Below are 26,109 nucleotides of genomic sequence, written 5' to 3'. Positions count from 1 at the left end.
CGGGAGCAACACGCCCGGGTCCGGGCCGTTACACCACGCTAATGGGCACTACCGCCCATCCCGCCTAAGACGGCGGGAATTACGCCGCCGACATCCGCCCCCAACTCTCATGGCAAGAGACTAGAGGCTCCGGTCGGTTTGTCATAGGGTTTTTGGTTCGTCTTTGCCAGGAAACCAGGAGCGTCCACAGCGATGCGCGGACCTTGACACTGACTTTCGCGGTCATCGAGACTGAATGATCCAGGCTGCCCCCGAGGCTAGGGATTGGAAAGACAATGACCAGTACAGGCTCGTTCGTGATTGTGGTTGGTTTTGACGGTTCCAAAAATTCCCAAAATGCCCTGAGGTGGGCCATGGACGAAGCCAAGCTGCGCAACGGCCAGATCCGTCTGGTCACGGTCTGGAGCAAACCGCCGCTGTCCTGGTTTCCGGCAGTGCTCGAAACGGCCGCCGGCGAGATCGTGGCCGAGGATTCCCCACAACATATAGCCGAGTCGGTCCAGGCTGAAGCCCTGACGACGGCTGAAAGTGAGGGGGTGGCCGCCACCGCGGAGATCGTTCACAGTGATTCCGCGGCGGCCGCCATCATCAAGGCCGCCGGGGACGCGGACCTGGTCGTCGTTGGCGCCCGGGGGCACGGCGGATTTCCCGGCCTGGATCTGGGATCGGCGGCCACCCAGATCATCACCCATGCACCCTGTCCCGTCCTCGTCGTCCGGCCCACAGCTTCCTAGGCTGCGGGCAGCGGCCCAACCCTGTTGCTTGGGGCGGCAACTCACCCGCACCCCGTTGTAAGGGCATGACGGGAGGGCCTACGATGTGGCCACAGCCCCACTCTGGGGGACCAACTCCGGGACCCACCCGCAAAATGCTCTGGACACACCCGCGGATGACCGAGTCCTGGACATCACGGGACGGGAAAGACCATGGCCAAGTATCTGTTCGAAGCGAACTACGTCGGCGAGGGCATCAAAGGTCTCATGCGCGAAGGGGGAACGAAGCGCCGGGATGCGCTCGTCGACGCCCTCAAATCCGTCGGAGGCTCGCTCGAGTGCTTCTACTACGCCTTCGGGGAGACCGACGTGCTGGGCGTCTTCGAGGTCCCGGCGCCCTCCGACGCCGCCGCGCTGTCGCTCATGATCAATGCAACGGGATCGGTGAATGTGCGTCTGAAACCGCTCATGACGCCGGAGGACCTTGACGACGCGTCAAAGAAAACACCGAGCTACCGGGCGCCCGGTCAGTAGGGCGCCGAGCCCGGCCGGCAATTCCCGGCGCCGCGGCGTGCGGGAGAATGTCCCCATGAGCGATGCCGGTGACTTCATAGATCTGGCGCTTCAGCGTGAGTCGTCGTGGAGCCGCGCGGAGGAGTCCGCGGCGCGTCACGGCGGCGGCCACCGGTACTACGGCGCGTCCGTCGGGGCGGTGCGGGGAACGGTCCGCGATGCTTTCCGCCGCCACCCGGAACTGACGCGCGACGACGTCACCGCCCTCAGCTCCGAGCTGTGGGAGGTGCCCGTCTACGAACGCCGCCTCGCGGCCGTCGTGCTCCTGCAATCGCGCGTCAGCCTGCTGACGAACACGGACCTGACCCGGATCGAGGGCTTCGTGCGGAGCGCACGGCTGGCGGCCCTCGTCGATCCGCTGGCCATCGACGTTGTTGGCCCCCTGGTCGAGGGGCTCGACGACGTCGGCCGGGTGCGCGCGGACAGTGTCCTGGACCGGTGGGCGCGGGATCCTGACGTCTGGCTGGGCCGGGCGGCCCTGCTGTCCCCGCTGCGCGCGCTCCGGGCCGGCGCGGGGGACTGGCCCGGGTTCGTGCGCCACGCCCGTCTGGTGCTGCCCACACCGACCCGGCAGAACCCCGAGGACGACGACGGCGGAATCGCCGCCGGGGCGGTCGCCCTCGTGCTCGCCGAGACGGCGATGCGCCGCCCCGACCTGGCATTCTGACCCGGCGAATCCTGCGCCCAGGCAGCGGAAACCTCAGAGTTCTGCCTGTCCATATATTCCCATTTTGGGTATATTGCCGAGCATGACTGAAGTCGCCTTCTGGATCCTCACCTCCCTCGCCGGCGGACGTCAGCACGGATACGCCGTCCTTGGTGACGTTGAACAGCTCTCGGCGGCCGCCGTTTCGTTGCGGGTTACGACGCTCTATGCCACGCTCGAGCGTCTTGAACGAGATGGGCACGTTCGCAGAGCGGGCGAAGAAACGGTCGACGGGCGCGCACGCCGCTACTACGAACTGACAAAGGCTGGGCATCAAGCCCTGGCCTTGGAGACGGAACGACTCGCAGCCAGGCTTCGGCCGGCGGAAAGCCGGTTAACGGCGCCTCCCGTTGCCCCCAGCTGTTCCGCGCCGGCAACGATGTCATGGGGCTTCGCTCGGTGAGCGACCGGCGACGGAGTCGGTATGCCCGGCTGCTGCGGTGGTATCCGCGGGCCTGGCGGGAGGAGCACAGCAGAATCATGCTCGACAGTCTCGAACAGCACGCCAGCGACCGGGGCGTGGCGCGCCCTTCTGTTCCGGAAGCGTGGTCCCTCCGGGCCCATGGACTGGGGGAGCGGGCAACGCCCCGCTGGGCCGCCGGTATCGCTGCGACAGCTGTGATCGGGTATATCGGTGCCGCCGCACTGTTGTTGGGCAACGCGACAAGCCTGCTCCCTGGAGCAGGCTTTTCCCGGCTCGTCTTGGCCGTGTTCATCGGACCACTCGCGTTAGCCCTCTCCGCCGTCGTTCTTCTGCATCGAGCTGGGCGGCTCTCCGCCCCGGCAGCAATGTCGTCCGCGGCTGGTGCCATACCGGCCTGCGGCTTCGCGGCGTTGACGGCAGCAAGCTGGTGGGTCGGTTTTGAGGAAGCGGATGCCGGCTTGGGCCGCAGCTGGTTTGGATCGTCGACCCTGCTCTTCCTTTTGCTCGCGTGGATTGCTGGCACGATCTGCCTCGTGGCACCGGTCGAATCGGTGCTGGGCAATCGACGCTCTGCGCCCATCCGCCTCGTGCAGAGTACCGTTCTGGCAGCACCGTTGGCGCTTATCCTGGGCGCGTTGACGTTGATGGCGCCACTATTCGGCGCACTGGGTGCTGTCGTGCTGTTGGTCATCGCGCTGCGACTGAGCAGTGCGAACTACCCGTCAGCACCGCGTGACACCGTTCGGGTAGCGGTGCGATCGTCCCCGCCGCTTGCGGCGGCGACCGTGGCGCGGCAGGGGCCCGCTGCAGCACGGGCAGCCGCGCTGGTGACTATAACTGCCGGACTTGGGTGTGCACTGTTTGCCCTCACCGGCAGCACCTGGGCACCAATGGTCCGCGATGCCACCCACGCGATGAACCTCGGCCTGGCGGTCGGCGCACTGGCAGCCATCCCGGCGACCATCGCTGCCGGGACAGTGCTGATACCGCGTTTCGGCGGCGTCATCCGGTGGTCGGCCCTCCTGTGCTCCGCAAGTCTCATCGTGGTGGCGGCCGCCCAATTCGTTGGGGCAGGGCATCCCCTGCAGTGGCCGCTGGTCCTTGCCGCCGCAACACTGATGGGCTTCGCGGTTGCCTTGCCTTTTGGACGGCTCATCCCCGGAGGCCGCGCGCTCCGCATGGGCGTGACAGGGATGCTCGGTTTCGCCGGTTCAATTGTCGGACTCAGCCTGGTGACGATGGCCGCCTTCATCGCACCACTTGCCGCCACCGCACTCTTCGCCTGGTCATTGAGGCTTCGCAACGGCGGCGCCGCAGCAACTACCATGACTACATGACACAGGTCGCGCTGCCTACCGCTGGACGTGACCGGCTTCTCGATCGATTCGGCCCCTCGGCTGCGGCCTGGATAGACGACTTCGCAATGCTTGTTGGGGAGCTCTGTGAGAAGTGGGCGATCGAGCCTCAATCTCTCCGCGCGGGCGGGACAGGCGCCGTTGTCGAGTGTGTGTCGACGACGAGGGAAACCCTGTACGCACTCAAGCTTTCACCTGACAGGGCGGTCACGGAGCAAGAGGCGGCTGCGCTGAGGTACTGGACGGACGCTCGCAGCGTCGTCGACCTGGTGGACGTGGACGCCACCGGCAGTGCGATCCTGCTCGAATGGGTTCCGGAGTCCACCGAGCTGACCGTCGATGCTCCGGGCATCAAGGACGTTGCCGGCCTCATCGGCGACCTCTACTTGCCGCGCGGGACACTGCCCGCTGATGTTCCCCGTGCCCGTGAGCGCGTGGAGTTCGTGTTCGAGTTGTGGGATCGACGCCGGCGGACTCTCCGGGACTCCCCGATCGATACTGCAGCCTGGCGCCGGTGTCGCGAGGCTGCGGTGGATATGGCGGACGAGGGGGATTCGGTGCTTCACGGCGACCTTCATCCCGGCAACATTCTGCGGACGGGTAACGGCGGCCGGATTGTCGCGATCGACCCGCGCCCCTGTATCGGCGATCCGGCGATGGACCTCACAGACCTTGCCATGACTGGAGCGGGTAGCGAAGCGGACATCCGCCACCGGTGCCTTCAGCTCAGTGATTTTGCTGACGCAATCGAGGCCGACCGGCTGTGGCTCTGGTGCTGCAACTTCGCCCCAATCATGGCGGTCTCACTCGCCCGCCGCGACGCCAGGCCCGGGGACGTCACCCTCATGCGCACCCTCGCCAACACCCGCTGAACGAGTGCCCAAAACCATCAGTTAGCCAGTGGCCATTACGACTGAGGCCCTGCAGCTGCCAGTTCTCTGCGTCACGCTAGGCTCAAGGTTTCCGGTTCCGGAACGCGTTGAACTGGACCAGCGAGGCTGCGGGAAGAGCACTCCCCTCGTCCAGGACAACCTTGACCGGCTCTCGGAGAACACGACCCAAGCCTTGATCGAAGACATCGAGGCCGTCAGAGAGCACCCAGGGATAGAGAAGTGGATTGTCATCGGCGTTTCCCGGGGCAGCACGCTTGCCCTCGCCTATGCCCTAGAACATCCCAATCGGGTTCTCGGTATCGCATTGGTAGCGGTGACAACAAGCAGCCGGGAAGAAATTCAATGGATCACAGACGACGTCGGGCGCATCTTCCCCGAAGAATGGACTGACTTCTCAGAGGCGGCCAATACGGCACCGAGGTCTGAGCGTGCGGAAAGATGACAGGATGCCACTCGACAATCTGCTCACTAGCCTCAGGGAACTTCCTGAATCAGCAACGCGAGACGCGTATCTGCGGTTCCTTGACTCAGCGGGTGACGCCGCGTTGCGTCGAAATGGCGGCCCGGAGCATGTCACCGGGTCTTGCTTCGTGTTTTCGCCTGAATTCGATCATGTTCTCCTGTGTTTCCATCGCAAAGGGCAGTTCTGGGTGCAGTTCGGGGGTCACATCGAGTCGAAGGACGCGTCGGTGGCGGAGGCCGCACAGCGGGAGGCACGGGAGGAGTCAGGAAATGGCGAGCTTGTCCTGCTGTCTCCCGCGATCATGGATCTTGACCGGCACGAGCTGCATGCGGGATTCTCGTGTACCGCGCATTGGGATGTGGGGTTCGCCGCGGCCATCACACCAGGTGTCGAGATTTCCGTGAGTGATGAAAGCGAGGACGTCCGCTGGTTCCCGATCAACGAACTGCCAGCCCAGGTGCCGGCAGGCTTCTGCGCGCGGTTGGAACGCGTCCGGCGCACGGCCATGTCATCGTGACTCGAATTCCGAAGTTGACCATCGCATTTCCAATCTTGGGCGTTTATGGCTGCACGAGCAGTCAGCAGCCAGGGGAGAACGAATCCTGCTGGGTAAGTGGAAGAGGCGCTCCGGCAAAGAACGACTCTTAGGCTTCAGGTGCCGTTGTGAGGTGAGTCGGTCCACGATCGCGGCGCAGACCCCGGGGTCGGTGAAGGCTTTGGTCCAAACCCGAGACGTCCCTGGGACGAAGACCTGTCCCGGGGAAATCCGGCATGAGTACCGCGCTGCCGGAACGGGATGAGGACCTAGCTTCCCGGCCGGCGTTCCACCACGGCATAGGCCTTTTCGTCGAAGAACTCCCAGTCGGTAATCACCATAAAGCCGAGGGCGTCGACGCGGTCATTCAGGACATGCACGTCGAAGCCTCCGTCGCGGGGCTCAGCGTCCCAGGTGGAGACGTGGACCTCGCCGTTTTCCAGCACCAGCAGTTCGGTGTTGACATTGAAGTCCTCCGGCGGCTGACTGCTCAGCTGGCAGATGGCGACACAGTGCCTGGCGACGTCGGGACTGTTCATTTCGGGCCTCCGCTTCGGGGGAACGATGATGGCATCATCCTATGCCCGGGGCCGGTTCCGGCGGCGGGCGTCGTACAGACGGCGACCACTGGCCGACCTGAGCCCGATGTGACAGTCCGTAATCATTCCGTTACCGTTGTTAGGTGCCTGTTGTTTCCGAGACGGGCTCTTCCCAGCCGATTGCCTAACTCTGCCGCGGCCTGGGGACAACTCGCAGCAACGTCCGGCAGAGACGGGGAAACCAATTTTGACCCGCTGTTCTCCAGGGGTCTTGGGGTGAAGCCGCACGGCCCGTCATGTTCGGGCCAGCGTGCGGCCGGGTGCCTCCCATCCGAATCCGACAGCTCACCTCGCAGGCATTGGGAGAGGCTCTTTCTAATGACTTTTGACAATACCCGTGCGCCCAAACGCGACGATTTTCGCAGCAAACGCCGCACCGCCGGCACCGTTGGCCGCCAGGCCGCAGTACTTGTAGCCGCTTCCGGAATGGTGCTTAGCGGCGCCATGGCCGCGAATGCAGCCGATGCACCGACCGAGCGCGACTCCGCACCGGCGTCGTCCGTTGACGTCAAGGGCCAGGTCTCCGCGCCGGTCCTGGCGGACTCGGCCGTCCAGATCACCTTCGAGCGCCCGGCCGTCGCGACGACGCCGGCGCCCGTGGTCGAGGCGCCCGTGGTCGAGGCGCCCAAGCCCGTGGCCGCTCCGAAGGCCCCGGCAGCCCCGGCCCCGGCGGCACCGGCACCCGCCCCCGCTGCCAAGGCGACCGTGAAGGTCCAGGCCGCACCCGCGCCTGCCCCCGCCGCTGCCCCGGCAGCCGGGGGAGTGAACGCCACCCTGCTGGCCGTGGCATACGGCCAGATCGGCATCACCCAGGACTGCACCGCGGTAGTGGAGAAGGCCCTGAACTCTGCCGGTATCCCGGTGGGCAACATCGGCCCGCAGGCCTTCCTGAACTACGGCAAGGTCGTCGCGTCACCCCTGCCCGGCGACATCATCGTCCAGTCCGGCCACGTCGCCATCTACGCCGGCAACGGCCAGGCCATCAGCGGCGGCATGAACGGCGTCAACGCCACCATGACGCACCCGCTGTCCTGGCTGACCGCCACCGGCTCCGTGACGTTCGTCCGCGCCGGCTAGCAGCACCGCTAACGGCACGTCGAAGGCCGGTCGATCGGTTGCCTTGGGGCAGCGGATCACCGGCCTTCGGCGTGCCCTGCGTCCGGCTCCACTGAGTACCGCAGCAGCACCACGCCGTTGCCGAAGGTGCGGCTCTCCAGCAGCCGGAGCGGCGTCACCGAATCCGTCTCCTGGAACAGGGCCTTGCCCCGTCCGATCAGGACCGGGTGCACATAGATTCGATATTCATCGATCAGCCCGAGCCGACGGAACGACGCCGCCAGATTGGCGCCGCCCAGCGCCAGATCACCGCCGGGTTCTTCCTTGAGTCTCGACACCTCCTCGGCGACCACGTCGCGCACCACCTCGGTATTCCGGCCGGCCGATGTCAGGGTTCTGGAGTACACCATTTTGGGCATGTCCCGCCAAATGCCCGCGAACTCGACCATCGGGGCGGGGCTGGAGGGGTCCTGGTCAGCCGTCGGCCAGAAGTCGGCCATCAACTCATAGGTCACGCGGCCGTCCAGGAAAGCGCCCATGGTCCGGAGTTCGTCGTTGAAGTGGCGGTGCAGTTCATCATCGACCAGGTGCCAGCTCAGATCCTGCTCCGGACCCTCAAAGAATCCGTCCAGGGATACCTGCATCATAAAGATGACCTTGCGCATGACGGGCTCCTTCGGTTCACTGCCGGCCGGGGATTTCAGCGTACGCCGCGCACTGCAGACGCGGCAGGGGAGGGATCGTCCGACGCCGGGCGGCAGCTTGTTGCCGTTCCGCCGTTCCCGCCGCCGGCGAACGGCGCAAGGAGCTAAGTACCGGCAGCATCTTGCCGAAAATGGAGGTCCTGGCCACGATCGGAGGACTGGATGGCCGAGACCGGCAGCATCCTGCCGAATGGAGTGGCCCCATGGGTGATGTGTCGTCGATTGGAGCCAGCATCCGGAGCGCCCGCAAGGATGCCGGGATCACGCAGGAGGACCAGGCCCACCTGGCCGGGACCTCGGTGCGCACCGTACGGACCATCGAGACAGGGACGGGCAACCCCTCGCTTCGGGCTGTGGTGGCCCTGAGCGATGTCCTTGGCCTGCAGCTGACAGTGCGCTGAAGCCGGAGACGCTTGACTTCTCCCTCCTGGTCAACACCGTGGACCTCCACGGGCTGCCGGGAGTCCAGCGAAAGACCAGTGCCTCGATGCTGACAACGCCCTTTGCGGTCAGGGGCCACCGCTACCTGCTCAAACTGGACCCGCCGGAACATCCCCACCTGGTGGAGAACGATGCGGCGCACCTGCAAGGGGCCCGGGCGCTGAAGATCCCGGTCGCCAGGTACTCGGTTAGCCAGGACCGGAACGGCGTACGGGGACTCCTGGTGGAACGGTTCGACCGGGTCAAAGGCCCGGCCGGGACCTGCACGCCAAAAACCTCGCGGTCCTGGGCAGCCCGCGAGGATTCGTGATGGCCCCGGTCTTCTATGTTCCGTGCACCCTGCTTTATGGGGATGAAACGCTCGCGCTGCCGGTCTTCGGTAAGACCCGCCACTTCAGGGCCAGACACTGGGCGGAGCTGGCCGGTTCACTGGGCCTACCGGCGCGGGCAGCCGTCGCAGCGAACCGGACCGCGCTTGCCGCGGCCGCCGGGATTAGACTGGAGGAGTTGCCTTTCGCGGGGTCGCCTCTGAACGGGGCCCTGCGGGAACTCCGGTTCCGTCGACGGGAGCTGGCCGGCTGATCCGGCCCGCGGGAGAGGCTACTTGCGCTCCGGCCCCGCCGGTAGAAGAATGCAGGAAATTTGGAGCCGCGCCGCGGTTCGTTACTTTCGGAGGATTAGCATGCCCACGAGCCTGCCTGTGGCGTCAGCTGACGTCGCGCCCCCGTTGATGTTCCGGGGTTGAGACCGGTGGAATCCTGGGGACCCGGCCGGCACTACAGCAGCGGCCGGCACACACAAGAGGCAGCCCGGCGTACCGGGCCGCGCCTGCTGCGGTTCACGGGCGGGATCCGCCCGCAGTTCCTGATTGCGCTGGTGACCGTCCTCGTCCTGATCACTGCCGGGGCGGTTTACGGCACCATCCAGGCCAGGGATCGTCTCGACGCCGGGGCTGCGCCGGCCGCGTCGGCGTCCGCCCCGGCTGGTGCCGCCGATCCGCTGTCCGCCGCCGGCGGAGGAACGCCGTCGGAGGCGCCGCCGACGCCGGCCGTCACGCCCCCCGCGTCCGCCATCGGACCGGCGCTGGACGCGGAAATCGACGCCGTGATCGCGGCCAACAGCGGCTACCAGGTGGGCGTTGCCCTGATCGATGTGGCTGACGGGGAAGTGCACGAATACGGGGTCAAGACCAAGTTCGTGGCCGCGAGCACCGGGAAAATCCTCGCAGCCGCCGCGTACTACCATCTGGTGGAAACCGGCAAGGCATCTCTGGGGACCCCGATGGGGGCGTCCACAGCCGGTCAGCAGATCCGGCAAATGGTCCAGCAAAGCAACAACGACTCGTGGGCGTTGATCCTCGCCGCCGTGGGCCACAAGGGACTGATCAACTATGCCACCTCGATGGGCATTGCCTACGACCGGACCGTGAACAGCCTGACGCCCGCCGAGATGGCAACGATTCTGTCCGAGCTGTACGGCGGCCGGCTGCTCAACTCGGCCAACACCGCCCAGCTGCTGTCCTACATGCAGCAGACCAATTACGAATCACTGATCCCGGCCGCCGCGCCTGTTGGGGTCAGCGTGTTCCACAAGTACGGGCTGCTTAACGGCAATCTGCACGACGCGAGCATCCTGGTGAAGGGGGACCGGGCGTATGTGTTTGTCGTCTACACGCTGGGCCGGGACGGGGAGACTGCCCGGGCGCGCGTCTTCCAGGAACTCACCACCGCAGTCGCCGCCGGACTCTTTTGAGGACAGCGGCTGTTCCCGGGAAGGACACACCACCGCACGCTGGAGAAGGGAGGTGATTGACATGAAAGCAGCCCAGGGAGACCGCATCATCATCCGTGGCACGACGGTCGAGTCATCGGACCGGCACGGCGAAATCCTGGAGGTCAAGGGGGCGGACGGGGCCCCGCCGTATCACGTCAGGTTCGACGACGGCCACGAGACCATCCTGTTCCCCGGCGGCGATTTCGTCGTCGAAGGCAGCAAGGGCGCCTGACCGCGCTAGAAACTCGACGAACTGCCGGAGCCGGAGAAGCTTCCGCCGCTGCTTCCGTAGCCGGTGGTGCCGCCGCCGCCGCCCCGGGCGCTGCTGACGCTGCTGACACCGCTGGAGAAGCCGGAGTTGAACGTCGGCACGGACAGGAAGTAGTAGGAGGGGTACACGGTTCCCAGGATGCTGGGTTCGTACGTGCGCCCGTACTTGGCCTTGCTTCCGGCCTGCGCGTCCTCCATCTCCTGGTGCATCAGCCGGGCTTCCTTCTCGTCCTTGGCGAAGCCGGCTATCACGGTGTCGGCATGGTTCTTGAGCAGTTCGGAGAGGTGGGTGCGCGCGTCCCGCAGCCGGTCCAGGGCCGTCTCGGGTGTGATGGTTCCGTCCGAGAGTCCCGTGGTCCACCGTTCGATCTCCCGGTGGGTCTCATCGCGGAAGGAGCGCAGGGCTGCGGCCGTCGCTGAGTCGCCCTCGGCGTTGCGCTTGCTGAGCATCTGTTCGATCGCGGCAAGGTCGGCGCGGAACGGGGCCAGCTGCCGGTCCCAGGCGGGGGCCCAGGCGGAGCCCCGGTTCAGCAGGGCGTTGGTGTCGGCGATCACGTCGTCGAGCGCATCGAGCTCGGCGGCGGCGTCGGCGTAGCTGCGGACCAGTTTGAGGTTCCCCCGTTTGCTGAGGTCCTTGGGCGACAGGGCATGGACCTGGTTGGAGAGGCCGGTGGCGGTGTTGTACTTGGCCATAAAGGTCCGGTGCTTCTCGAGGACGGTGCTGCCGTAGCGGGAGGCCTCCGGGATAGTGCCGGCGTTGAGCTCCGTGATCTGGAGGTCCATGCTGACGTTGGAGTAGCTGGCCTCGCCGCGGGCCAGTTCCTTTCGGCTGTCCACCCGGGTCCGCCAGCGCACGATCAGCCACGTCCCGGCGCCCGCGACGGCGGCCGCAAGGCTGGTCCACGCCACGACCAGGAAGGCCGTGGAGCGATACCACGGCTGATTGATGAGCTCCGCGCCGCGCTGGATCCCGGCGATGGTGCCGTCCGTCCACTGGGCGTCGCGAAGAAGTTCCTTGGAAGCGTTCTGGATGTCCTCGCGCTGTTCGGGCGAGACCTTCCGGTCCTCACCCATGTAAGTCCCCACGTGCCGGCCCACCGGGTCCAGGGCGAAGATGAAGAGCCCGTCCGCCCACTTTTGTCCGTCCGCGCTGATCCACTCCGGATGCTCGGAGCGGGCAAAGCGCAGCACCTCCTCGTTGAGGTTGTCCGATGCCGAACCGTTGTAGGTGTAGACAGCCACCTTGGTGGGCTGGTAGAACTCGATCGCCCGCACCGCAGGCAGCAGGGTGTTCCGGTCCAGCACACCGGCCCGGTCCTCCACGACGATGTCCACCGGCGTGACGGCCTGCGCCGCCGGCCCGGGCCCCACCAGCCCGATCATCACCAGAGCGAGCAGGCCCAGGACTTTCCGTACGATTCCCATTTTCCGAGCGTAGTGCCTGCCGCATGCGGCGTCGACGTGCCCGCGCCGACCCCGTGCCCCTCTTTTCGGCTAGGCTTGCCGCCTCCGACGTGGAAGGGGAATGCGGCAGTGTTTCAGGGTCCTGGACGGCCGGGTCAGTCATGACACCCGCCACCCCGGTTGACGAGATGGACGGCCTGGTCGGTTTTGCCGCGCGTGGCGTTGACGCGTTCGGCGAGTGGGGCGTGGGGCTCTTCACGCTCGCGGAGACGGTCTTCCCGCCGATTCCCAGCGAGGTCATTCTTCCCCTGGCCGGGTTTCTCACTCGGCAGGGGACCATGAACATGGCTCTTGTCCTGGTCACCAGCACGCTGGGTGCTTATCTGGGCGCGCTGTTGCTCTATTGGCTCGGGGCGTGGCTGGGGCTCGAGCGGTCGATCCGGTGGTTATCGCGGCTCCCGCTCATGGAGCGCGAGGACTTTGAAAAGGCCGCCGACTGGTTCAGCCGCCACGGCAGGACTGCGGTCTTCTTCGGCAGGTTGCTCCCGGGCGTGCGCAGCCTGATCTCGCTGCCCGCCGGGGCCGAACGGATGAACCTTGGCACGTTCAGCGCGTTCACGGTCGCGGGGAGCGGCATCTGGAACGGGCTGCTGATCGGGTTGGGTGCTTTGCTCGGGACCCAGTACCGGCTCATCGACGAATACTCCCGATTCCTCAACTATGCCGTCTATGCCGCACTGGCCGTCGTCGTCGGCGCGCTCATCGTGAGGGGCTTCCGACGGCGGCGACACCGCAGGTCAGGGCCGAATGGGGCCTAAAGACACCGTGACGACGGGCACCGCCTGCTACAAACTGACTGCATGAGTCCAGCGGCGAAAGAACCCGAACCCGACGAACCAGAACCGGCCGCGGCTGAAGCAGCCGCACCGCCGCCGGCGGCGGGACCGGCAACGGAACCAGCCGCAGGACCGGTTGCAGGACCAGCGGCGGGACCGGCCCCAGGACCAGCTGCAGGTCCGGCCGCACGACCAGCCGCAGAACCGCGCCGGCCGGACCGTACGCTGCTCGCCATTCTGGCCGCGATAGCCGTGATCGTGGTGGTCGCCCTGATTGTCGTGTTCACCCGTGCCGAGCCGGCGCCGGTGGACGAGGCCACCCCCGCCGGGGTGGTCCAGCGGTATGCCGCCGCCGTGATCGCCGGGGACGAGTCGGCCGCCGCCGCCTACCTAACGGACACCGCCAAGAACCGTTGCAGCACGAACATGGAACGGATGCCGGGGGACAACCTCCGCGTCACCCTCGTCTCAACGACCGAGCGGCCAGCCTCGGCGGACGTCAAGGTGTTGATTACCGTCTCCGAAGGCGGCGGGCCGTTCGGAAGTGCCGAATACCAGGTCGAGGACGGCTTCGACCTGGTCAGGACAGGGGACAAGTGGCTGATCGACAGGGCCCCGTGGCAACTGACGGTGTGCCAGAAGCCGGCGGTGAAGTGATGGGCACCGACTCCGCGGTGGGCGGAGCACAGCGGACCGTCCGCCGCCTCATCACCTACCTGCTGCTCTTCACCCTCGTGGTGATCGCCGCCGTCGGGCTCAGCGGACTGCTGGGGCGGCTCCTCGTCGCGGACACCGTGCTGGCCACCGGGGATGTGGCCGGCCTGGCGCGCTCGCTGGCGTTCGCCCTGATCGGCGGCCCGCTCGCCGCGCTCCTGTGGTGGGTTGTCTGGCGGCGCCTGGACGACGAGGCGGAGCGGGCGTCCGTCGGCTGGGGCCTGTATGTCACCGGCGCCTACGTGCTTTCCCTGGTGCTGGCGACGAGCAACCTGCTCAGCACGCTGGCCACGCTGATCGGCGGCCGGTCCCTGCAGTGGCGCCCGTCCCTGGCCACCGGGCTGGTGTGGGCTGCGGTCTGGGTCTGGCACCGGTGGATGTGGCGGCATCCGCGCAAGCGGCCCGTAGACCTGGCCGGCGCCCCCACGGTTCTCGGCAGCTACATCGGGCTGGTGATTGGGGTCAGCGGCGCCGTCTCAGCCCTGTCGGCCCTGCTGGATGCTGCTCTGCGGGGGGCGCCGGCGGCCGCGGCCGTGGGCAAGCCCTGGTGGGTGTCTGCGCTGCAGTCCCTCGTCTGGGCCGCGGGTGGCGGGCTGGTCTGGTGGTGGCACTGGAACCACGACGGCGGCCGGCGGCTGCGCGGCGATCTCGCCAGTGTTGGCCTGATCGCGGTCGGGGTCCTCGGCGCAGGGGTGCTGACCCTCGGCGGAGCGGGGGTCACGGTGTTCGTCCTGTTGCGGCTCGCCTTTGACCGCACCGAACCGATGGACCAGCTGCTTGAGCCGCTGGCGCCGGCCGTCGCCGCCGCGGCGATCGGGTCAGTGGTGTGGGTGTACCACCGCGGGCTGGCCCGCTGCAGGTCCGAAGCCATCCGGCAGGGGAGCCGGCTGGTGACGTCCGGCGTCGCCCTGGTGGCCGCCGCTTCCGGGATCGGCGTGATCGCGAACGCCGCCCTGGCCATGGCGGCGGCCCCGCTGGCGGGCTCCGGGGCGCGAACCCTCCTGCTCGGCGGCATCAGTTCGCTCCTGGTCGGCGGAGTGGTCTGGTGGCTCATGTGGAGGCCGCTGGAGAGGACCCCGGCGGCGGCGCCCAGCCCGGCCGGCGATGCCGGGAACTGGCAGAACGCCCGCCGGATCTACCTGATAGTGGTGTTCGGTCTCAGCGCCGTGGTCGCCGTCATCACCCTGCTGGTCATCGGCTACCGGATGTTCGAGTACGTCCTGGGCGACGTCTCCGGCGGCAGTGTGGTGGACAGGATCCGGGCCCCGCTCGGATTGCTGGTGGCCGCCGGTCTGGTCGCCGGATACCACTTCGCGGTGTGGCGCCACGAACGTGCCATCCTGGCGGCGGCGGGGACCGCGCGGAAGCGGACGATCGGTCACGTCGTCCTGGTGACCGGCGCTGATCCTGCACCGCTGCACCGGGCCATCGAGGCCGCCACCGGGGCCGGGGTGACCGTCTGGAGGCGGGCCGACGTCGCGGCCGGTGCAGGTGCCGCTGCCGGCGACGGCCAGCTGGCCGGCCGGCTGGCCGGGGCACTCGAGGGTGTGAGCGGAAGGCGGGTGCTTGTGACGGTCAGCCCGGACGGCAGCATCGACGTGATCCCGCTGATGGGCTGAGGTGCCGGGCCGCAGGCGCTATTCCAGCTCGAACGCCTTCTTGTAGCTCCGCACCGCGTTGTTGACGGTGGGGAAGAAGTGGTCCGGGCCGAACCGGCTGCTGACGCCGAACAGGATCAGGCGGTCCTTGATGGGGCCTTTCATTTCGGCGAAGACCAGGCTGATACCGCGCTTCGCGAGCTCGTCGTCGAGGGCCACGAGGTCATCCAGGGCAGTGGTGTCCAGACCGGTGATGGCCTCCGAGGCCACGATCACCCACCGGACCGGTTCCGGGGCGTTGGCCACGAGCGTCCGGATGTGGTCGGCGAAGACGGCACCGTTGGCGAAGAAGAGCGGGGCGTCGAAGCGTGCAATCACGAGTCCGGGGACGCGCTGGCCCTCGGGGTGCCGGTTCAGGTCGTGGTACCCGGGCACGTCTCCGACACTGCCCAGTTCGGTGCGGTAGGGGTCCAGGGCGCGGAGCACGAAAGCGATCAGGGACAGGCCGATCGCGACCACGATGCCTTCGAGCACACCCACAAAGGCGACACCCAGGAAGGTCGCGACCAGCAATGCGGCCTCGGTCCGGCTCATCCTGAGCAGCCGGAGGAGCGTCTTCACGTCCAGGATCGACGCCGCGGCGACCATCACGACCCCGGCCAGCACGCTGGAGGGGAGGAACGTCGTCAGCCCGGGCGCCAGGATCATGAACAGCAGCACCAGGGCGGCGGCAACGGCTCCGCTCAGGGGGCTCTTGGCGCCGGCCTCGACGGCGATCGGGGTGCGGGAAGCGCTGCCGGAGATCGGGAACCCGCCAAAGAGGCCGCTGGCCACGTTCGCCACGCCGAGCGCCCCCATTTCCTGGTTCCCGTCCACCTGGACACCGCTCCGGGCCGCGAAGCTCTTGGAGAGCACCGTGGTATCGGCAAAGGCGATCAGGGCGATGCCGGCCGCCGGGCCGAGCAGGGCGATGACGTCCTCCATGGTGAGGCCGCCGAGGGCGGGAGCCGGCAGGCCTTGGGGCAGGGCCCCCACGGTGGGGAGCGCCGTGGTCAGGTCAAAGGCAGCCGTCAGCGCCGTGGCTGCCACGACGGCGAGCAGCACACCGGGGAGCTTCCCCGGCAGGAAACGGCATCCGACGATGACGGCGATGGTGCCGGCTCCGAACAGCAACGCCAACGGATTGACGCCGCCCTGGGCCACCGCCTGCGCCGTCCCGGCGGCGCTGTTGACCAGTGAGCCGCCGGTGCCCGACATGCCGAGCAGCTTGGGCAGCTGGCTCAGCATGATGACAACGGCGATTCCGTTGAGGTAGCCGACGCGGATGGGCTTGGACAGCAGCCCGGTGACGAACCCCAGCCTGAAGACCCTGCCGGCCAGCAGCAGGGCTCCGATCAGCAGGGCCAGAAGGCCGGCGAGGGCCACCGCCTGGTCCGGATCCTTGCCGGCCAGAGGCAGGATGGCGGCGGCGATCATCGGTGCCAGGCTGGAATCCGGGCCGATGATCAGGACCCGGGAGGGCCCGAAGAACGCATAGGCGAGCAGGGGGATGATCGAGGCGTAGAGGCCCGTGACGGCCGGCAGCCCGGCGGCCTCGGCGTACGCCATGCCGGCCGGAATGAGGAACGCGCTGAGGGCGGCGCCGGAGGCAAGGTCAGATTTCAGCCAGGGTCGTTCATAGTCCCGCATCATTCTCAGGCCGGGCGGGAGTTTCAGTGCCCTGGCGCCGCGCACGGTGGCCCTGGCTACGCGGCAGGGGCCGCGGAGTCGCCGACGACCGGCGCGTCCTGGCCGTACTCCGCCGAGATGAGGATGGGGAGGTGGTCCGATGCCCCACGCGGCAGGGTTTCGACACTCTCGATGTTCAGCCCCTGGGAGGTGGCGAAATCGAAGTGGCCCTTGAAGACCTTGTAGCGCGTGTACGTCCGCCGGTCACTGAGGGTCAGGTCGTAGCCGGCATCCTTCATCTTGGCCGTGAGGTTCTTGGTGAAGAAGGGGTAGTTGAAGTCGCCCACCATCAGCGACATCAGGCCGCCACCCATGCTGAGCAGTTCGGCGTGTGCGGCGTGGATCTGGTTCCGCCGCAGCGAGTTCGACGCCGTCAGGGGGGCCGCGTGGAACGATGCGATGACGAGGTCGTGATCCGTCTCATTGTCGATCACCCGGGTGCCGATCAGCCGCTCGTGCGCGGGGGACAGGACGCGGTCGTGCAGCGATTTCTTCAGGGCGAAGGTCTTCGTCTCATACGCGGTGAACCGGTCCATGCGGTAGTAGATCGCCAGGCCCAGCCGGTTGCCCTTGGTGGCGTCGGCAAGGTGCAGGTCACCAATGGTGTCCGGGAGGTCGTTCGTGTCGCACTCCTGGAGACACAAGGCATCAATCTCAAAATTGCGGGCCAGATCAACCAGCTCACCGATGGCATGGTGCTTACGCAGGTTGTAGCTGATGACTCGAATCAGGGGAGCACCTCTTCGGAGGATAGTCGTGGAAGGTCTGATTCCGAGTCTACCCAGTCCAGCCAATCGAGTGGGACCTGCGGCCGCGGGTCCGGGCGGGAAGACGGCGGAATCAATGAGCTGGCCCGGTCGTTGAGCCGGTGACGGGCGGCCACGGCTGCCCGCCGTCATGCACTTCCCGGACACGAGCAGGAGACAACACCATGGCAAAGGCAATGTGGAACGGCGCGGTCATCGCGGAGAGCGACAACACGGTCATGGTGGAGGGAAACCACTATTTCCCGCGCTCCTCGGTCAACCCGGCGTACCTGGAGGACAGCAGTCACAGCAGTTCCTGCCCCTGGAAGGGCCAGGCCGGCTACTACAGCCTGGTGGTGGACGGCCAGCGGAACCAGGATGCCGCCTGGTTCTACGCCGAGCCGAAGTCCGACGCCGGGCACATCAAGGACCACGTGGCCTTCTGGCGGGGCGTCCGCGTCGAGGCCTGACACGCAGGCACAAACATGCTCAACCCCTTGGCACGAAGGGCGCCGTGCGCGCGGCGCCCTTCGTGTGTGGCTCACGAGGTCCCGTCGCCCAGGCCCGCCGCGACGCCGGGTGTGCCCGTTCCAGTGCCCCCGGTTCCAAGGAACTGGGATGGGCTGGGCGTAGGCTGGAATCCAGCAGATAGGAGCACTTCATGAAGAAAATCCTCATGGTATTGACCAGCGTTTCCGAGATCGGCGACACGGGAGAGAAGACCGGCTACAACGTGGCCGAAGCTGCACATCCCTGGAAGGTCTTCAAGGATTCCGGGCATTTCGTCGACTTCGCGTCCATCCAGGGCGGCCAGCCCCCGCGCGACGAGGTGGACACGGACGATCCCATCCAGGTCGCCTTCACGGAGGACGAGACCACCCGCGCCGGCCTCTACAACACGGCCCGCGTCGACGTCGTTGATCCCGACCAGTACGACGCCGTCTTCCTCGTGGGCGGCCACGGCACCATGTGGGACTTCCCGGACAGCAAAGGCCTGCACAATCTGGTGGCCAGCGTCTACAACGCCGGCGGCTTGGTGGGTGCGGTCTGCCACGGACCGGCCGGTCTGCTGAATGTGGAATTGGACAACGGGTTCCGCCTCGTCGAGGGCCGGAAGGTGGCCGCCTTCACCAACGACGAGGAGGTTGCCGCGGGGAAGGACAAAGTGATCCCGTTCTTCCTGGCAGACCGCCTTGAGGAACAGGGCGCCACCCACGTCGCCGCTGATGTTTTTGAGGAGAAAGTCGTGGTTGACGAGCGGCTCGTGACCGGCCAGAACCCGGCCTCAGCCGCCGGCGTGGCCAAGGAAATGGAGAAGCTCTTCGCAGAGGTCATCCACCAGGAAAAAGCCATGGAACAGCACGACACCGAGGCTCTGCGCGCCGAGAAGGACGCCGAGAAGAACGCCAAGAAGGCTGCCGCGGAAGCGGAGCACTAACACCAGCAGCGCAGTGAACTGACGGCCAACCCGACCACGGGGTGGCCGTCAGTTGCGCAATGTCTGCGCTGTTCCCGGCACGGGTCAGGCAAGTCCGGAACCGTGTTGCCCTGCTTGTAGCAGCCAATGTTGCCCTCAACGAGCATCCCGTCGACTGCCGTGCGGCGGGCCTGCCGCTGGCGCGGAAGCGATAGTGTGTTCTGGGATTACCAGCCACGCGAAAGGGCAGACATTGACTGCTGAACTACCGGTGCTAGCCGAAGGCGATTTCTACTATGAGGTACTGGGCGGCGGGCGTTTCCGCTCCACCATCCACGCCCAGGGCGCCTGGAATGAGCACGAGCAGCACATGGCTCCTGCCTCCGGCATCATGGCGGACTGCCTGGACCGCCATGAGCCGCGCGATGACATGCGGATGGCGCGCCTGAGCTACGAGATCCTTGGCCTGATTCCGGGCGGGGAGTTCGAGGTCGTCACCACGACGCTCCGCCCTGGCCGGACCATTGAACTGGTGCAGGCCGAGCTGACCGCAGCCGGCCGCACCGCGATCCGCGCCACGGCGTGGCGCATGATCACCTCCGACACCAGCGCCATCGCAGCGTTTGAGGATCCCGGGATTCCCGCGCCGGAGGACTGCGAACCGTACGACGCCGCGAGCATCTGGCCGGGCGGCTACATCGCGTCCCTGGAAATGCGGATCGCCGACGGGCACCGCGCCGGGTCGGGCACGGTCTGGCTGCACACCGGGCACCCGCTGACGGACCGGAAGGACAGCAGCGACCTTGCCCGGCTGGTCGGCCTGGTGGACACTGCCAACGGCATCGCCGCCCGCGTTCCCCCGGGCAAGGGCAGCTACTCCTTCCCCAACCTGGACCTCCAGATTCACATGTACCGGCGCCCCGAAGGGGAGTGGCTGGGGCTGGACAACGAGGTGTCGTTCGGCACGGACGGGATCGGCCTGACCTCGACCGTGCTCCACGACCTCACCGGCCCGTTCGGCCGCGCCGAGCAGATTCTGACGCTCCGTAAGTCGTAGGGCTGAGCCGGCCCGCCGGCAGTTCCGCGGCGGCCGGGCAGCCGGGCAACCGGCTGCAGCGGGCCGGTACCGGTGCTGGTCCTGTTGTCCGTGCCGGTCCTGTTGTCGGTGCCGGTGCCGGTGCTGGTGCCGGCTGAAGCCTAGTGGAAGACCAGCCAGCCGACCACGGTGGCCAGGCCGGTCAGCACGGCACCCCAGGCGATGTCCGCGACGACGATGATGAGCGGCCAGTTCTTCAGGGTGGCGGCGTTGGTGAGGTCATAGGTGGCGTAGGCGAAGGTGCCCAGCGCAGCGCCGTAACCGAGCGCCGTGAGCCAGCTGCCGCCGTCGAGCGCCGGCCGGAGGGCGAAGAAGACGATCCCGGCGATGTACAGGACATAGAAGGCGACGGCGTACCCTAGATGGGGTTTGTCCGCCATGAGGTGCCCCAGATGGCGCCGGTAGAACTTGCTCATTGACTTGAGCCAGACGGAATCGATGACGGCGAACGCGGCGGCTACGACGAGGAACTGCAAAATGACCATAGGGGAGCATAACAAGATGCCGGAGGCCGCAGACGCAGCGCGGACGCTGACGATTTTCCGGCAGGAGGAATCACTGGGCGCCGCCGCGGACCTGGACCTCGTTCTGGAACTGCTGCGGAAGGTCAAAACCGGCGGTGTGGGCCCCATGATCCGGCTGTACCGGCCGGCGCCCACCGTGGCCTTCGGGCAGCGGGACACGCACCTGCCGGGTTTTGAGGCCGCCGCGCAGGCCTGCCGCGAACTGGGCTTCGAACCGCTGGTCCGCAAGGCCGGGGGACGCGCCGCCGCGTACCATCAGGGGACCCTCGTGATCGACCACCTGGAGCCGGACACGGACGCGATCGCCGGGGCCAAGCGGCGGTTTTCCTTCTTCGGCGAGATGCTGGCCAGTGCGCTGCGCAGCGCCGGGGTCGACGCCGCGGTGGGGGAGATCCCCGGGGAGTACTGTCCCGGGGAATTCAGCGTCCACGGCCAGGACCGGGAGTTTCCGCAGCACCAGCTCAAGCTGATCGGCACGGCCCAGCGGGTGGTGGCCGGCGGCTGGCTGTTCAGCTCCGTCATCGTGGTGGAGAACTCGGCCCCGATCCGCGCGGTGCTGGAGGCCAGTTACGCCGCCCTCGGCCTGGACTGGGATCCGGCCACCGCGGGCGCCGTCAATGACCTCGTCCCGCACCTGGACGTGGACGCCATCGAGGCGGCCGTGATCGGTACGTACGCCCGCTACGCCACCCTGGCCTACGGCGACTTCGGCAGCCTGCTCGGCTGAGACCTGCGCAGGATGTGACCGGCGGATCCATCTAACTGGCGGCAGGGGACCTTCCCAGCGCTCAGAACGGCCCTTGCTGCGAGTCAGTTAGTGGCCCCGGGCGATCCATTCCTGAAGCTGCGGCGCCTCGGCGCCGACCGTCGTCGGATCGCCGTGGCCGGTGAGCACCACGGTGTCCGCCGGCAGGGTCAGCAGCCGGGCCTTGATGGACTCGATGATGGTGGGGAAGTCGCTGTAGGACCGGCCGGTGGCGCCCGGCCCGCCCTGGAACAAGGTGTCGCCGCTGAACACGGTGCCCTCGCGCGCGAGGGAGAAGCACATGGACCCGGGGGAATGTCCCGGCGTGTGCAGCGCTACGAGCCGTGCGCCGGCGACGTCGAAGGTGTCCCCGTCCTCGATCGCGTGGTCCGGTTCGGTTCCCGGGAACACCTTCTCCCAGAGCATCCAGTCCTCGCGGTTGAGGTGCACCGGGGCGTTGACGCGCCCGCGGACCTCGCCGACGGCGGCGATGTGGTCATCGTGGCCGTGCGTCAGGAGGATCGCGGTGACCTTGCGGCCGGCGACGGCAGCCTCGACGGCGTCGGGGTCGTGCGCCGGGTCGATCACGACGCATTCCGTGTCGTTGCCCACGATCCAGACGTTGTTGTCGACATCCCAGGTGCCTCCGTCGAGCGAGAACGTGCCCGAGGTGACCAGCCGGTCGATCCGGAGACCTTTCACGGGGCCGCCGCTCACAGTTCCACGACCGAGCGCAGCACCGAGCCGGAGTGCATCTTGTCGAACGCTTCCTCGATCTGGTCGATCGTGATCCGCTCAGTGACGAAGGCGTCCAGGTCCAGCTTGCCCTGCTGGTAGAGGTCGATCAGCATAGGGAAGTCGCGCGAGGGGAGGCAGTCGCCGTACCACGAGGACTTGAGCGAGCCGCCGCGGCCGAACACGTCCAGCAGCGGCAGTTCCAGGGTCATTTCGGGGCTGGGAACGCCGACGAGGACCACGGTGCCGGCGAGGTCGCGGGCGTAGAACGCCTGCTTGTACGTCTCGGGACGTCCGACGGCGTCGATCACGACGTCGGCGCCGAAGCCGCCGGTCAGTTCGCGGATCGCCTCGACCGGGTCGGCGGCGGAGGAGTCCACGGTGTGTGTTGCCCCGAGGTCCTTGGCGCGTTCGAGCTTCTTCGGGTCGATGTCGACGGCGATCACCGTGGTGGCGCCGGCGAGCGCGGCGCCGGCAACGGCCGCCACACCCACGCCGCCGCAACCGATGACGGCGACGGAATCGCCGCGCCTGACGTTTCCGGTGTTGATAGCCGCGCCGATGCCTGCCATCACGCCGCAGCCGAGCAGGCCGACGGCGGCCGGGTCAGCCTCGGGTTCCACCTTGGTGCACTGACCGGCGGCGACGAGGGTCTTCTCGGCGAAGGCGCCGATGCCGAGCGCCGCAGTGAGTTCGGTGCCGTCCTCGAGCGTCATCTTCTGGGTGGCGTTGTGCGTGTTGAAGCAGTACTGCGGCTGGCCCTTGGCACAGGCGCGGCATTCGCCGCAGACGGCACGCCAGTTCAGCACCACGCGGTCGCCGGGGGCCACCTCGGTGACGTCAGGGCCCACGGCGCTGACGACACCGGTGGCCTCGTGTCCGAGCAGGAACGGGAAGTCGTCGTTGATGGCGCCCTGCTTGTAGTGCAGGTCGGTGTGGCAGACGCCGCAGGTGAGGAGGTCCACCAGGGCCTCGCCGGGTCCGGGATCCGGGACCAGGATGGTCTCCAGGGTGACGGGTGCTCCCTTGGAGCGGACTACTGCGCCTTTGACTTTATGGACCATGGAAATAGCTCCTCTGCTCGGTCGCGGTTCTGGCCGCAAATACTCGTGTCTCAAGACTTCTGTCACGCAAGACTTCGCTCGCGCAGGACTCGTGCCGCACAACGCGGTGCGGCGCGGCCACCCGTGGGTGGCCGCGCCGTCGTCGCTATTTGTTCAGGGGGTGTGCCTTAGGCCGCGAGTCGGCTCTTGACCTCGGCAGCGGAGGGGTTGGTGGCGGCGGTGCCGTCCGGGAACAGCACGGTGGGAACGGTGCGGTTGCCTCCGTTGAGCTTCTCCACGAGATCTGCGGTGCCGTCCACTTCTTCGATGTTGATCTCGGTGTACCCGATGCCCTGGGCGTCCAGCTGCTTCTTCAGGCGGTTGCAGTAGCCGCACCAGGTGGTCGAAAACATGGTGACGGTGCCGGATTCGGGGGTGAAGTCCACGAAGATCTCCTCAAAGTTCGCTGGCGGCGCGCGGTGGCAGCGCCGGGTGCCGACAAAAAGTCGTACATTACTCCCATTAACCGTAACCCGGGGACGGGTATTCCCGCAGGGCGGCCGTTGCCGGCCACGCCGGCATCAACTACAAAGAAACCACCCGGCGTTGACCTGGGAGCCGGTACATGCGGAGTTACGGCGTCTTTGGTCGAAGGGCAACCAGCCAACCGGCCCACTCCCGGGCGGCACTGAACGTCCACGTCTTCGCCCCGCTTGGTCCAGCGACCGCGCTAATGCCATCGGCAACCTCGAAGCGGCGGGCGCCGGTCTCGACTGCCTGGGCCATCCCGGTCGGTGTCGTGAGGGTGACCGAGCCGGAGTTGACGCTCATACATCCGACGAGCATCGCGTTCGCGGCCGTCGTTGTCACTGCCGGGACGGTTCCCGAGGATGTTGCCGCGCCGGATGCGGACGTGGCGGCGGTGTCAAGCCCCGAGGCACCGGAATACCTCGCCATACCCCCTCCGCTTGTCGTCGAAGTTGTCCTCCAGGAATAACTCGCCGACTCGGACGCGGTGGCCACCTTGTAGTAGCCGTAGACTTTCGGGTTTGCGATGGTGGTCACGGCGGCCAGCCGTGTCCACCCGGCCGGGACACCTGTCGCGGTGATGCTGCCGCCGTTCAGGGCGAGACAGCTGACGAGGAGATCTCCCTGGGCGACGTTGGCCGGCTTGGGGATCGAAAGCGTGGTGCTCGCTGCGGTGTTCGTGGCTTGGCTCACCGACTCCCGGATGATGCCCCTGCCGCCGCCCGGGTCGCTGGGGCTGACGGTCCAGGTCTGCGTCGCTGCTGTCGCATCGGTGTTGCCGGCTGCGTCGGTGGCCCACGCACCGAACGTGTGGGACCCGGTCGACAACCCGGTGTAGGTCTGCGGCGAGGTGCACGCGACAGGCGGTGCACCATCCAGGCTGCACTGGAACGTCGAATTGGCTTCACTTGAGGCGAGTGCGAAGGAAGCGCTGGTCGACGTCGACGTCGCAGATGGTCCCGACGTGATCGTCGTTTCCGGGGGCGTAGTGTCCCCTGCCGGAGTCGTCGTGTCCACGGTCCACGCATAGCTGGCGGGTGTCGGGTCAGGGCCGTTCTGGTCAGCGGCACGAACCTGGAAGGTATGCCCGCCGTCGGTCAGTCCCGTGTACGACACCGGACTGTTGCAGTCGGCGAATGCTGCCGCGTCGAGCGAGCAGGCGAAGGTCGCGCTGGTCGACGTCGAGGTGAAGCTGAACTGAGCCGATGTGGAGCTCGTCGGGTTGGCCGGCCTGCTCGTGATCGTAGTGTCCGGTGGTTGGGCAGTCGGGGTCCCAGCCCCGATTTTGCGCGGGTCATAGGAAGCATCGACGAGTAAAGCCGGCGTATAGGCGGCCGCGATGGACTGCCATGGCACCGCCTTGAAGTTCTGGCGCTGCCCGTTGTCGTTGGCGGTGTCCTGCGTGACGAAGAAGCCCTGGGGAAAGGGCCCGCCGACGCCGAAGTTGGTGACGTCAATCCCGTCCATCCCGGTCACAGCGTCGATCCCGTTCCCGGCCGGGATAGCGAAGGCTCCCAGCGGACGGTTGTCGTCGCGGGCGTAGGCGTGGAAGCGGTTGGAGCCCTGGCTCGCGGCCAGCAGGTAACCGGCGCCACCGCTACCGTAGTAGATGCTGATGCCCTTGATGTCCTGAACGATGTCGCCGCCATTCTCAGTGGTGCTGACAACTTTCGTCCCCGCGGTCGAGTCCCCGGGCTCGGCGCCGTAGCGCCAGATCCCGCCGATGTCCTCCTGCGCAATGTAGAGCCGCTTCATCTCATCATCGGCCACCAGGCCCTCGGTGTGGGCGGGACCGCTTACGGTCCAGCTGCGCACGAGACGTCCCGTAACTGATCCGGTGGAGCCGTCAAGTTCCCACTGCTCGACCTTGCCGACATCGGTGACATAAGCGAAATACTTACCGGTGTCCGGGGAATGGTAGAAGGAGAACCCGCGGGGCGTGCCGATGTTGGCGGTGGGCGCGAAGCTGCCGACCTTCGTCAGGGAGCGGTCAGACTCGTTGACCTTGTAGAAGTCAAGGCTCCTGACCCGGTTCGAGACGCCGACCAAGCCGACGCGGCTGCTGCCGAGGGGAAAGTTGTAGCGGACATCAACATTGTTCATCCGTCCGTCAGGGTAATAGAACAACTCCCGTCCGGACAGGTCGTAAACGACAAGACCCCGCCCATCCGTGCTCTTGTCCGTGCCTATGATGGTGCTCTTGGACGGGTCGGTGGGGTGGATCCAGATGGCCGGGTCGTCCGCGGCATCCCCTGATCCGTGAATCGGGGCCGTTTCGACCGTTGCGCTCACCGGCGCCACCGCCGCACTCGCGACCGGAGCAGCGAGCCCCACATGCAGTCCAGCGAGTAGCCCAGCCACCGTCAGCATGGCAGCAAACTTCGATTTGCGTGTCACTTCCGGCCTCCCAACGCCTGATGCCGGGAATTCCGGGGAACCTCCGTGCCCGGCCCGCGCGAACTATGTCGATTCGGGAGACTGCGTACAGAC

At 67.1% G+C, this 26,109-nt stretch carries 29 protein-coding genes, 1 pseudogene and 1 riboswitch; of the genes and pseudogenes, 20 read left to right on the top strand and 10 right to left on the bottom strand.

Features of this window, described 5'->3' with window-relative positions; translation table 11 throughout:
• Positions 1 to 353 precede the first annotated feature (353 nt).
• The 8 genes from QK291_RS15670 (at position 354) to QK291_RS15635 (ending at position 5,644) form a co-directional block, all read left to right on the top strand.
• Positions 354 to 734, top strand: a complete 381-nt coding sequence (locus QK291_RS15670) for a universal stress protein (protein ID WP_282383581.1) — start codon at positions 354 to 356, stop codon at positions 732 to 734.
• A gap of 192 nt (positions 735 to 926) precedes the next feature.
• Positions 927 to 1,247: a GYD domain-containing protein gene (locus QK291_RS15665; protein ID WP_282383580.1), complete on the top strand. Its 321-nt coding sequence runs from the start codon at positions 927 to 929 to the stop codon at positions 1,245 to 1,247.
• Positions 1,248 to 1,302: 55 nt separating this feature from the next.
• Complete coding sequence (locus QK291_RS15660) at positions 1,303 to 1,953, top strand: DNA alkylation repair protein (RefSeq protein ID WP_282383579.1); 651 nt, start codon at positions 1,303 to 1,305, stop codon at positions 1,951 to 1,953.
• An 82-nt stretch (positions 1,954 to 2,035) separates the two neighbouring features.
• Positions 2,036 to 2,395, top strand: a complete 360-nt coding sequence (locus QK291_RS15655; protein WP_282383578.1) for a helix-turn-helix transcriptional regulator — start codon at positions 2,036 to 2,038, stop codon at positions 2,393 to 2,395.
• Positions 2,396 to 2,472: 77 nt separating this feature from the next.
• The gene (locus QK291_RS15650) at positions 2,473 to 3,753 is read left to right on the top strand and encodes a hypothetical protein (RefSeq protein ID WP_282383576.1); all 1,281 of its coding nucleotides are present in this window, start codon (positions 2,473 to 2,475) and stop codon (positions 3,751 to 3,753) included.
• On the top strand, positions 3,750 to 4,643 hold the full coding sequence (locus QK291_RS15645) for an aminoglycoside phosphotransferase family protein (protein ID WP_282383575.1): 894 nt from the start codon (positions 3,750 to 3,752) through the stop codon (positions 4,641 to 4,643). Before QK291_RS15650 ends, QK291_RS15645 begins: the two co-directional genes overlap by 4 nt.
• Before the next feature lie 28 nt (positions 4,644 to 4,671).
• Entirely contained in the window at positions 4,672 to 5,106 is a 435-nt protein-coding gene (locus QK291_RS15640) for an alpha/beta fold hydrolase (protein ID WP_282383574.1), read from the top strand.
• 4 nt (positions 5,107 to 5,110) lie between these two features.
• The gene (locus QK291_RS15635; RefSeq protein WP_282383573.1) at positions 5,111 to 5,644 is read left to right on the top strand and encodes an NUDIX domain-containing protein; all 534 of its coding nucleotides are present in this window, start codon (positions 5,111 to 5,113) and stop codon (positions 5,642 to 5,644) included.
• A gap of 287 nt (positions 5,645 to 5,931) precedes the next feature.
• Here QK291_RS15635 and QK291_RS15630 read toward each other — a convergent pair whose 3' ends face one another.
• Positions 5,932 to 6,201: a hypothetical protein gene (locus tag QK291_RS15630; RefSeq protein WP_282383572.1), complete on the bottom strand. Its 270-nt coding sequence runs from the start codon at positions 6,199 to 6,201 to the stop codon at positions 5,932 to 5,934.
• Between the two features lie 171 nt (positions 6,202 to 6,372).
• A riboswitch (cyclic di-AMP (ydaO/yuaA leader) is annotated at positions 6,373 to 6,574 on the top strand.
• Between the two features lie 113 nt (positions 6,575 to 6,687).
• Between QK291_RS15630 and QK291_RS15625 the strand changes: the two genes are divergently transcribed.
• The gene (locus tag QK291_RS15625) at positions 6,688 to 7,338 is read left to right on the top strand and encodes an NlpC/P60 family protein (RefSeq protein ID WP_282383590.1); all 651 of its coding nucleotides are present in this window, start codon (positions 6,688 to 6,690) and stop codon (positions 7,336 to 7,338) included.
• 56 nt (positions 7,339 to 7,394) lie between these two features.
• On the opposite strand, the gene QK291_RS15620 is transcribed toward QK291_RS15625, so the two are convergent.
• Positions 7,395 to 7,982: a dihydrofolate reductase family protein gene (locus QK291_RS15620; RefSeq protein ID WP_282383571.1), complete on the bottom strand. Its 588-nt coding sequence runs from the start codon at positions 7,980 to 7,982 to the stop codon at positions 7,395 to 7,397.
• Positions 7,983 to 8,224: 242 nt separating this feature from the next.
• Between QK291_RS15620 and QK291_RS15615 the strand changes: the two genes are divergently transcribed.
• The 4 genes from QK291_RS15615 to QK291_RS15600 all read left to right on the top strand — a co-directional run bounded on the left by QK291_RS15615 (position 8,225) and on the right by QK291_RS15600 (position 10,467).
• Positions 8,225 to 8,422 (top strand): helix-turn-helix domain-containing protein, encoded by a 198-nt coding sequence (locus QK291_RS15615; RefSeq protein WP_282383570.1) that lies wholly within the window; start codon positions 8,225 to 8,227, stop codon positions 8,420 to 8,422.
• 86 nt (positions 8,423 to 8,508) lie between these two features.
• A complete protein-coding gene (locus tag QK291_RS15610) occupies positions 8,509 to 8,772 on the top strand; it encodes a HipA domain-containing protein (protein WP_282383569.1) in 264 nt (87 codons plus the stop codon).
• Between the two features lie 440 nt (positions 8,773 to 9,212).
• The gene (locus tag QK291_RS15605) at positions 9,213 to 10,214 is read left to right on the top strand and encodes a serine hydrolase (protein WP_282383568.1); all 1,002 of its coding nucleotides are present in this window, start codon (positions 9,213 to 9,215) and stop codon (positions 10,212 to 10,214) included.
• Between the two features lie 61 nt (positions 10,215 to 10,275).
• Complete coding sequence (locus QK291_RS15600) at positions 10,276 to 10,467, top strand: DUF1918 domain-containing protein (RefSeq protein ID WP_282383567.1); 192 nt, start codon at positions 10,276 to 10,278, stop codon at positions 10,465 to 10,467.
• 5 nt (positions 10,468 to 10,472) lie between these two features.
• Here the strand turns inward: QK291_RS15600 and QK291_RS15595 are convergent, their stop codons facing one another.
• The gene (locus QK291_RS15595) at positions 10,473 to 11,930 is read right to left on the bottom strand and encodes a DUF5129 domain-containing protein (protein WP_282383566.1); all 1,458 of its coding nucleotides are present in this window, start codon (positions 11,928 to 11,930) and stop codon (positions 10,473 to 10,475) included.
• Positions 11,931 to 12,070: 140 nt separating this feature from the next.
• On the opposite strand from QK291_RS15595, the gene QK291_RS15590 reads away from it, so the two are divergent.
• The 3 genes from QK291_RS15590 to QK291_RS15580 are packed head-to-tail and all read left to right on the top strand — an operon-like array spanning position 12,071 to position 15,078.
• Positions 12,071 to 12,727, top strand: a complete 657-nt coding sequence (locus tag QK291_RS15590; RefSeq protein ID WP_282383565.1) for a DedA family protein — start codon at positions 12,071 to 12,073, stop codon at positions 12,725 to 12,727.
• Between the two features lie 42 nt (positions 12,728 to 12,769).
• A complete protein-coding gene (locus QK291_RS15585; RefSeq protein ID WP_348994588.1) occupies positions 12,770 to 13,402 on the top strand; it encodes a hypothetical protein in 633 nt (210 codons plus the stop codon).
• Entirely contained in the window at positions 13,363 to 15,078 is a 1,716-nt protein-coding gene (locus QK291_RS15580; RefSeq protein WP_348994587.1) for a DUF5671 domain-containing protein, read from the top strand. Before QK291_RS15585 ends, QK291_RS15580 begins: the two co-directional genes overlap by 40 nt.
• Positions 15,079 to 15,096: 18 nt before the next feature.
• Here QK291_RS15580 and QK291_RS15575 read toward each other — a convergent pair whose 3' ends face one another.
• Complete coding sequence (locus QK291_RS15575; protein ID WP_282383563.1) at positions 15,097 to 16,791, bottom strand: SulP family inorganic anion transporter; 1,695 nt, start codon at positions 16,789 to 16,791, stop codon at positions 15,097 to 15,099.
• Between the two features lie 11 nt (positions 16,792 to 16,802).
• Positions 16,803 to 17,513: an endonuclease/exonuclease/phosphatase family protein gene (locus QK291_RS15570; RefSeq protein ID WP_282383586.1), complete on the bottom strand. Its 711-nt coding sequence runs from the start codon at positions 17,511 to 17,513 to the stop codon at positions 16,803 to 16,805.
• 203 nt (positions 17,514 to 17,716) lie between these two features.
• On the opposite strand from QK291_RS15570, the gene QK291_RS15565 reads away from it, so the two are divergent.
• From QK291_RS15565 to QK291_RS15555, 3 genes are all read left to right on the top strand, one after another.
• Positions 17,717 to 18,001 carry a DUF427 domain-containing protein gene (locus QK291_RS15565; RefSeq protein ID WP_282383562.1) on the top strand — a complete coding sequence of 95 codons (285 nt, stop codon included), beginning with the start codon at positions 17,717 to 17,719 and terminating at the stop codon, positions 17,999 to 18,001.
• Positions 18,002 to 18,192: 191 nt separating this feature from the next.
• Positions 18,193 to 18,969: a type 1 glutamine amidotransferase domain-containing protein gene (locus QK291_RS15560; protein ID WP_282383561.1), complete on the top strand. Its 777-nt coding sequence runs from the start codon at positions 18,193 to 18,195 to the stop codon at positions 18,967 to 18,969.
• Positions 18,970 to 19,201: 232 nt separating this feature from the next.
• Positions 19,202 to 20,005 carry a thioesterase family protein gene (locus QK291_RS15555; RefSeq protein ID WP_282383560.1) on the top strand — a complete coding sequence of 268 codons (804 nt, stop codon included), beginning with the start codon at positions 19,202 to 19,204 and terminating at the stop codon, positions 20,003 to 20,005.
• A 140-nt stretch (positions 20,006 to 20,145) separates the two neighbouring features.
• Here QK291_RS15555 and QK291_RS15550 read toward each other — a convergent pair whose 3' ends face one another.
• Positions 20,146 to 20,529, bottom strand: coding sequence for a DUF2177 family protein (locus QK291_RS15550; RefSeq protein WP_282383559.1), 384 nt, complete (start codon positions 20,527 to 20,529; stop codon positions 20,146 to 20,148).
• A 16-nt stretch (positions 20,530 to 20,545) separates the two neighbouring features.
• Between QK291_RS15550 and QK291_RS15545 the strand changes: the two genes are divergently transcribed.
• Positions 20,546 to 21,295, top strand: a complete 750-nt coding sequence (locus tag QK291_RS15545; RefSeq protein ID WP_282383585.1) for a lipoate--protein ligase family protein — start codon at positions 20,546 to 20,548, stop codon at positions 21,293 to 21,295.
• An 87-nt stretch (positions 21,296 to 21,382) separates the two neighbouring features.
• Here QK291_RS15545 and QK291_RS15540 read toward each other — a convergent pair whose 3' ends face one another.
• The 4 genes and pseudogenes from QK291_RS15540 to QK291_RS15525 form a co-directional block, all read right to left on the bottom strand.
• Entirely contained in the window at positions 21,383 to 22,015 is a 633-nt protein-coding gene (locus tag QK291_RS15540; protein WP_282383558.1) for an MBL fold metallo-hydrolase, read from the bottom strand.
• Positions 22,016 to 22,026: 11 nt separating this feature from the next.
• Positions 22,027 to 23,112: an S-(hydroxymethyl)mycothiol dehydrogenase gene (locus tag QK291_RS15535; protein WP_282383556.1), complete on the bottom strand. Its 1,086-nt coding sequence runs from the start codon at positions 23,110 to 23,112 to the stop codon at positions 22,027 to 22,029.
• 167 nt (positions 23,113 to 23,279) lie between these two features.
• Positions 23,280 to 23,546: pseudogene (locus QK291_RS15530) on the bottom strand (mycoredoxin); the annotation flags it as partial.
• A 178-nt stretch (positions 23,547 to 23,724) separates the two neighbouring features.
• The gene (locus QK291_RS15525; protein WP_282383555.1) at positions 23,725 to 26,016 is read right to left on the bottom strand and encodes a phytase; all 2,292 of its coding nucleotides are present in this window, start codon (positions 26,014 to 26,016) and stop codon (positions 23,725 to 23,727) included.
• Positions 26,017 to 26,109: the final 93 nt, after the last annotated feature.

The organism is Arthrobacter sp. AL12 (genome assembly GCF_029960645.1).
GTDB lineage: Bacteria > Actinomycetota > Actinomycetes > Actinomycetales > Micrococcaceae > Arthrobacter.
Note: the sequence above shows the minus strand (reverse complement) of the source record. Positions and strands in the feature narration are given on the sequence as shown.

Bases quoted from the DNA above. Each gene is read 5' to 3' on its own strand.
- QK291_RS15635 (WP_282383573.1), top strand. From the start codon at position 5,111: ATGCCACTCGACAATCTGCTCACTAGCCTCAGGGAACTTCCTGAATCA.
- QK291_RS15590 (WP_282383565.1), top strand. From the start codon at position 12,071: ATGACACCCGCCACCCCGGTTGACGAGATGGACGGCCTGGTCGGTTTT.
- QK291_RS15615 (WP_282383570.1), top strand. From the start codon at position 8,225: ATGGGTGATGTGTCGTCGATTGGAGCCAGCATCCGGAGCGCCCGCAAG.
- QK291_RS15660 (WP_282383579.1), top strand. From the start codon at position 1,303: ATGAGCGATGCCGGTGACTTCATAGATCTGGCGCTTCAGCGTGAGTCG.
- QK291_RS15670 (WP_282383581.1), top strand. From the start codon at position 354: ATGGACGAAGCCAAGCTGCGCAACGGCCAGATCCGTCTGGTCACGGTC.
- QK291_RS15620 (WP_282383571.1), bottom strand. From the start codon at position 7,982: ATGCGCAAGGTCATCTTTATGATGCAGGTATCCCTGGACGGATTCTTT.
- QK291_RS15630 (WP_282383572.1), bottom strand. From the start codon at position 6,201: ATGAACAGTCCCGACGTCGCCAGGCACTGTGTCGCCATCTGCCAGCTG.
- QK291_RS15645 (WP_282383575.1), top strand. From the start codon at position 3,750: ATGACACAGGTCGCGCTGCCTACCGCTGGACGTGACCGGCTTCTCGAT.
- QK291_RS15665 (WP_282383580.1), top strand. From the start codon at position 927: ATGGCCAAGTATCTGTTCGAAGCGAACTACGTCGGCGAGGGCATCAAA.
- QK291_RS15595 (WP_282383566.1), bottom strand. From the start codon at position 11,930: ATGGGAATCGTACGGAAAGTCCTGGGCCTGCTCGCTCTGGTGATGATC.
- QK291_RS15585 (WP_348994588.1), top strand. From the start codon at position 12,770: ATGAGTCCAGCGGCGAAAGAACCCGAACCCGACGAACCAGAACCGGCC.
- QK291_RS15625 (WP_282383590.1), top strand. From the start codon at position 6,688: ATGGTGCTTAGCGGCGCCATGGCCGCGAATGCAGCCGATGCACCGACC.
- QK291_RS15545 (WP_282383585.1), top strand. From the start codon at position 20,546: ATGCCGGAGGCCGCAGACGCAGCGCGGACGCTGACGATTTTCCGGCAG.
- QK291_RS15565 (WP_282383562.1), top strand. From the start codon at position 17,717: ATGGCAAAGGCAATGTGGAACGGCGCGGTCATCGCGGAGAGCGACAAC.
- QK291_RS15560 (WP_282383561.1), top strand. From the start codon at position 18,193: ATGAAGAAAATCCTCATGGTATTGACCAGCGTTTCCGAGATCGGCGAC.
- QK291_RS15535 (WP_282383556.1), bottom strand. From the start codon at position 23,112: ATGGTCCATAAAGTCAAAGGCGCAGTAGTCCGCTCCAAGGGAGCACCC.
- QK291_RS15600 (WP_282383567.1), top strand. From the start codon at position 10,276: ATGAAAGCAGCCCAGGGAGACCGCATCATCATCCGTGGCACGACGGTC.
- QK291_RS15655 (WP_282383578.1), top strand. From the start codon at position 2,036: ATGACTGAAGTCGCCTTCTGGATCCTCACCTCCCTCGCCGGCGGACGT.
- QK291_RS15610 (WP_282383569.1), top strand. From the start codon at position 8,509: ATGCTGACAACGCCCTTTGCGGTCAGGGGCCACCGCTACCTGCTCAAA.
- QK291_RS15550 (WP_282383559.1), bottom strand. From the start codon at position 20,529: ATGGTCATTTTGCAGTTCCTCGTCGTAGCCGCCGCGTTCGCCGTCATC.
- QK291_RS15650 (WP_282383576.1), top strand. From the start codon at position 2,473: ATGCTCGACAGTCTCGAACAGCACGCCAGCGACCGGGGCGTGGCGCGC.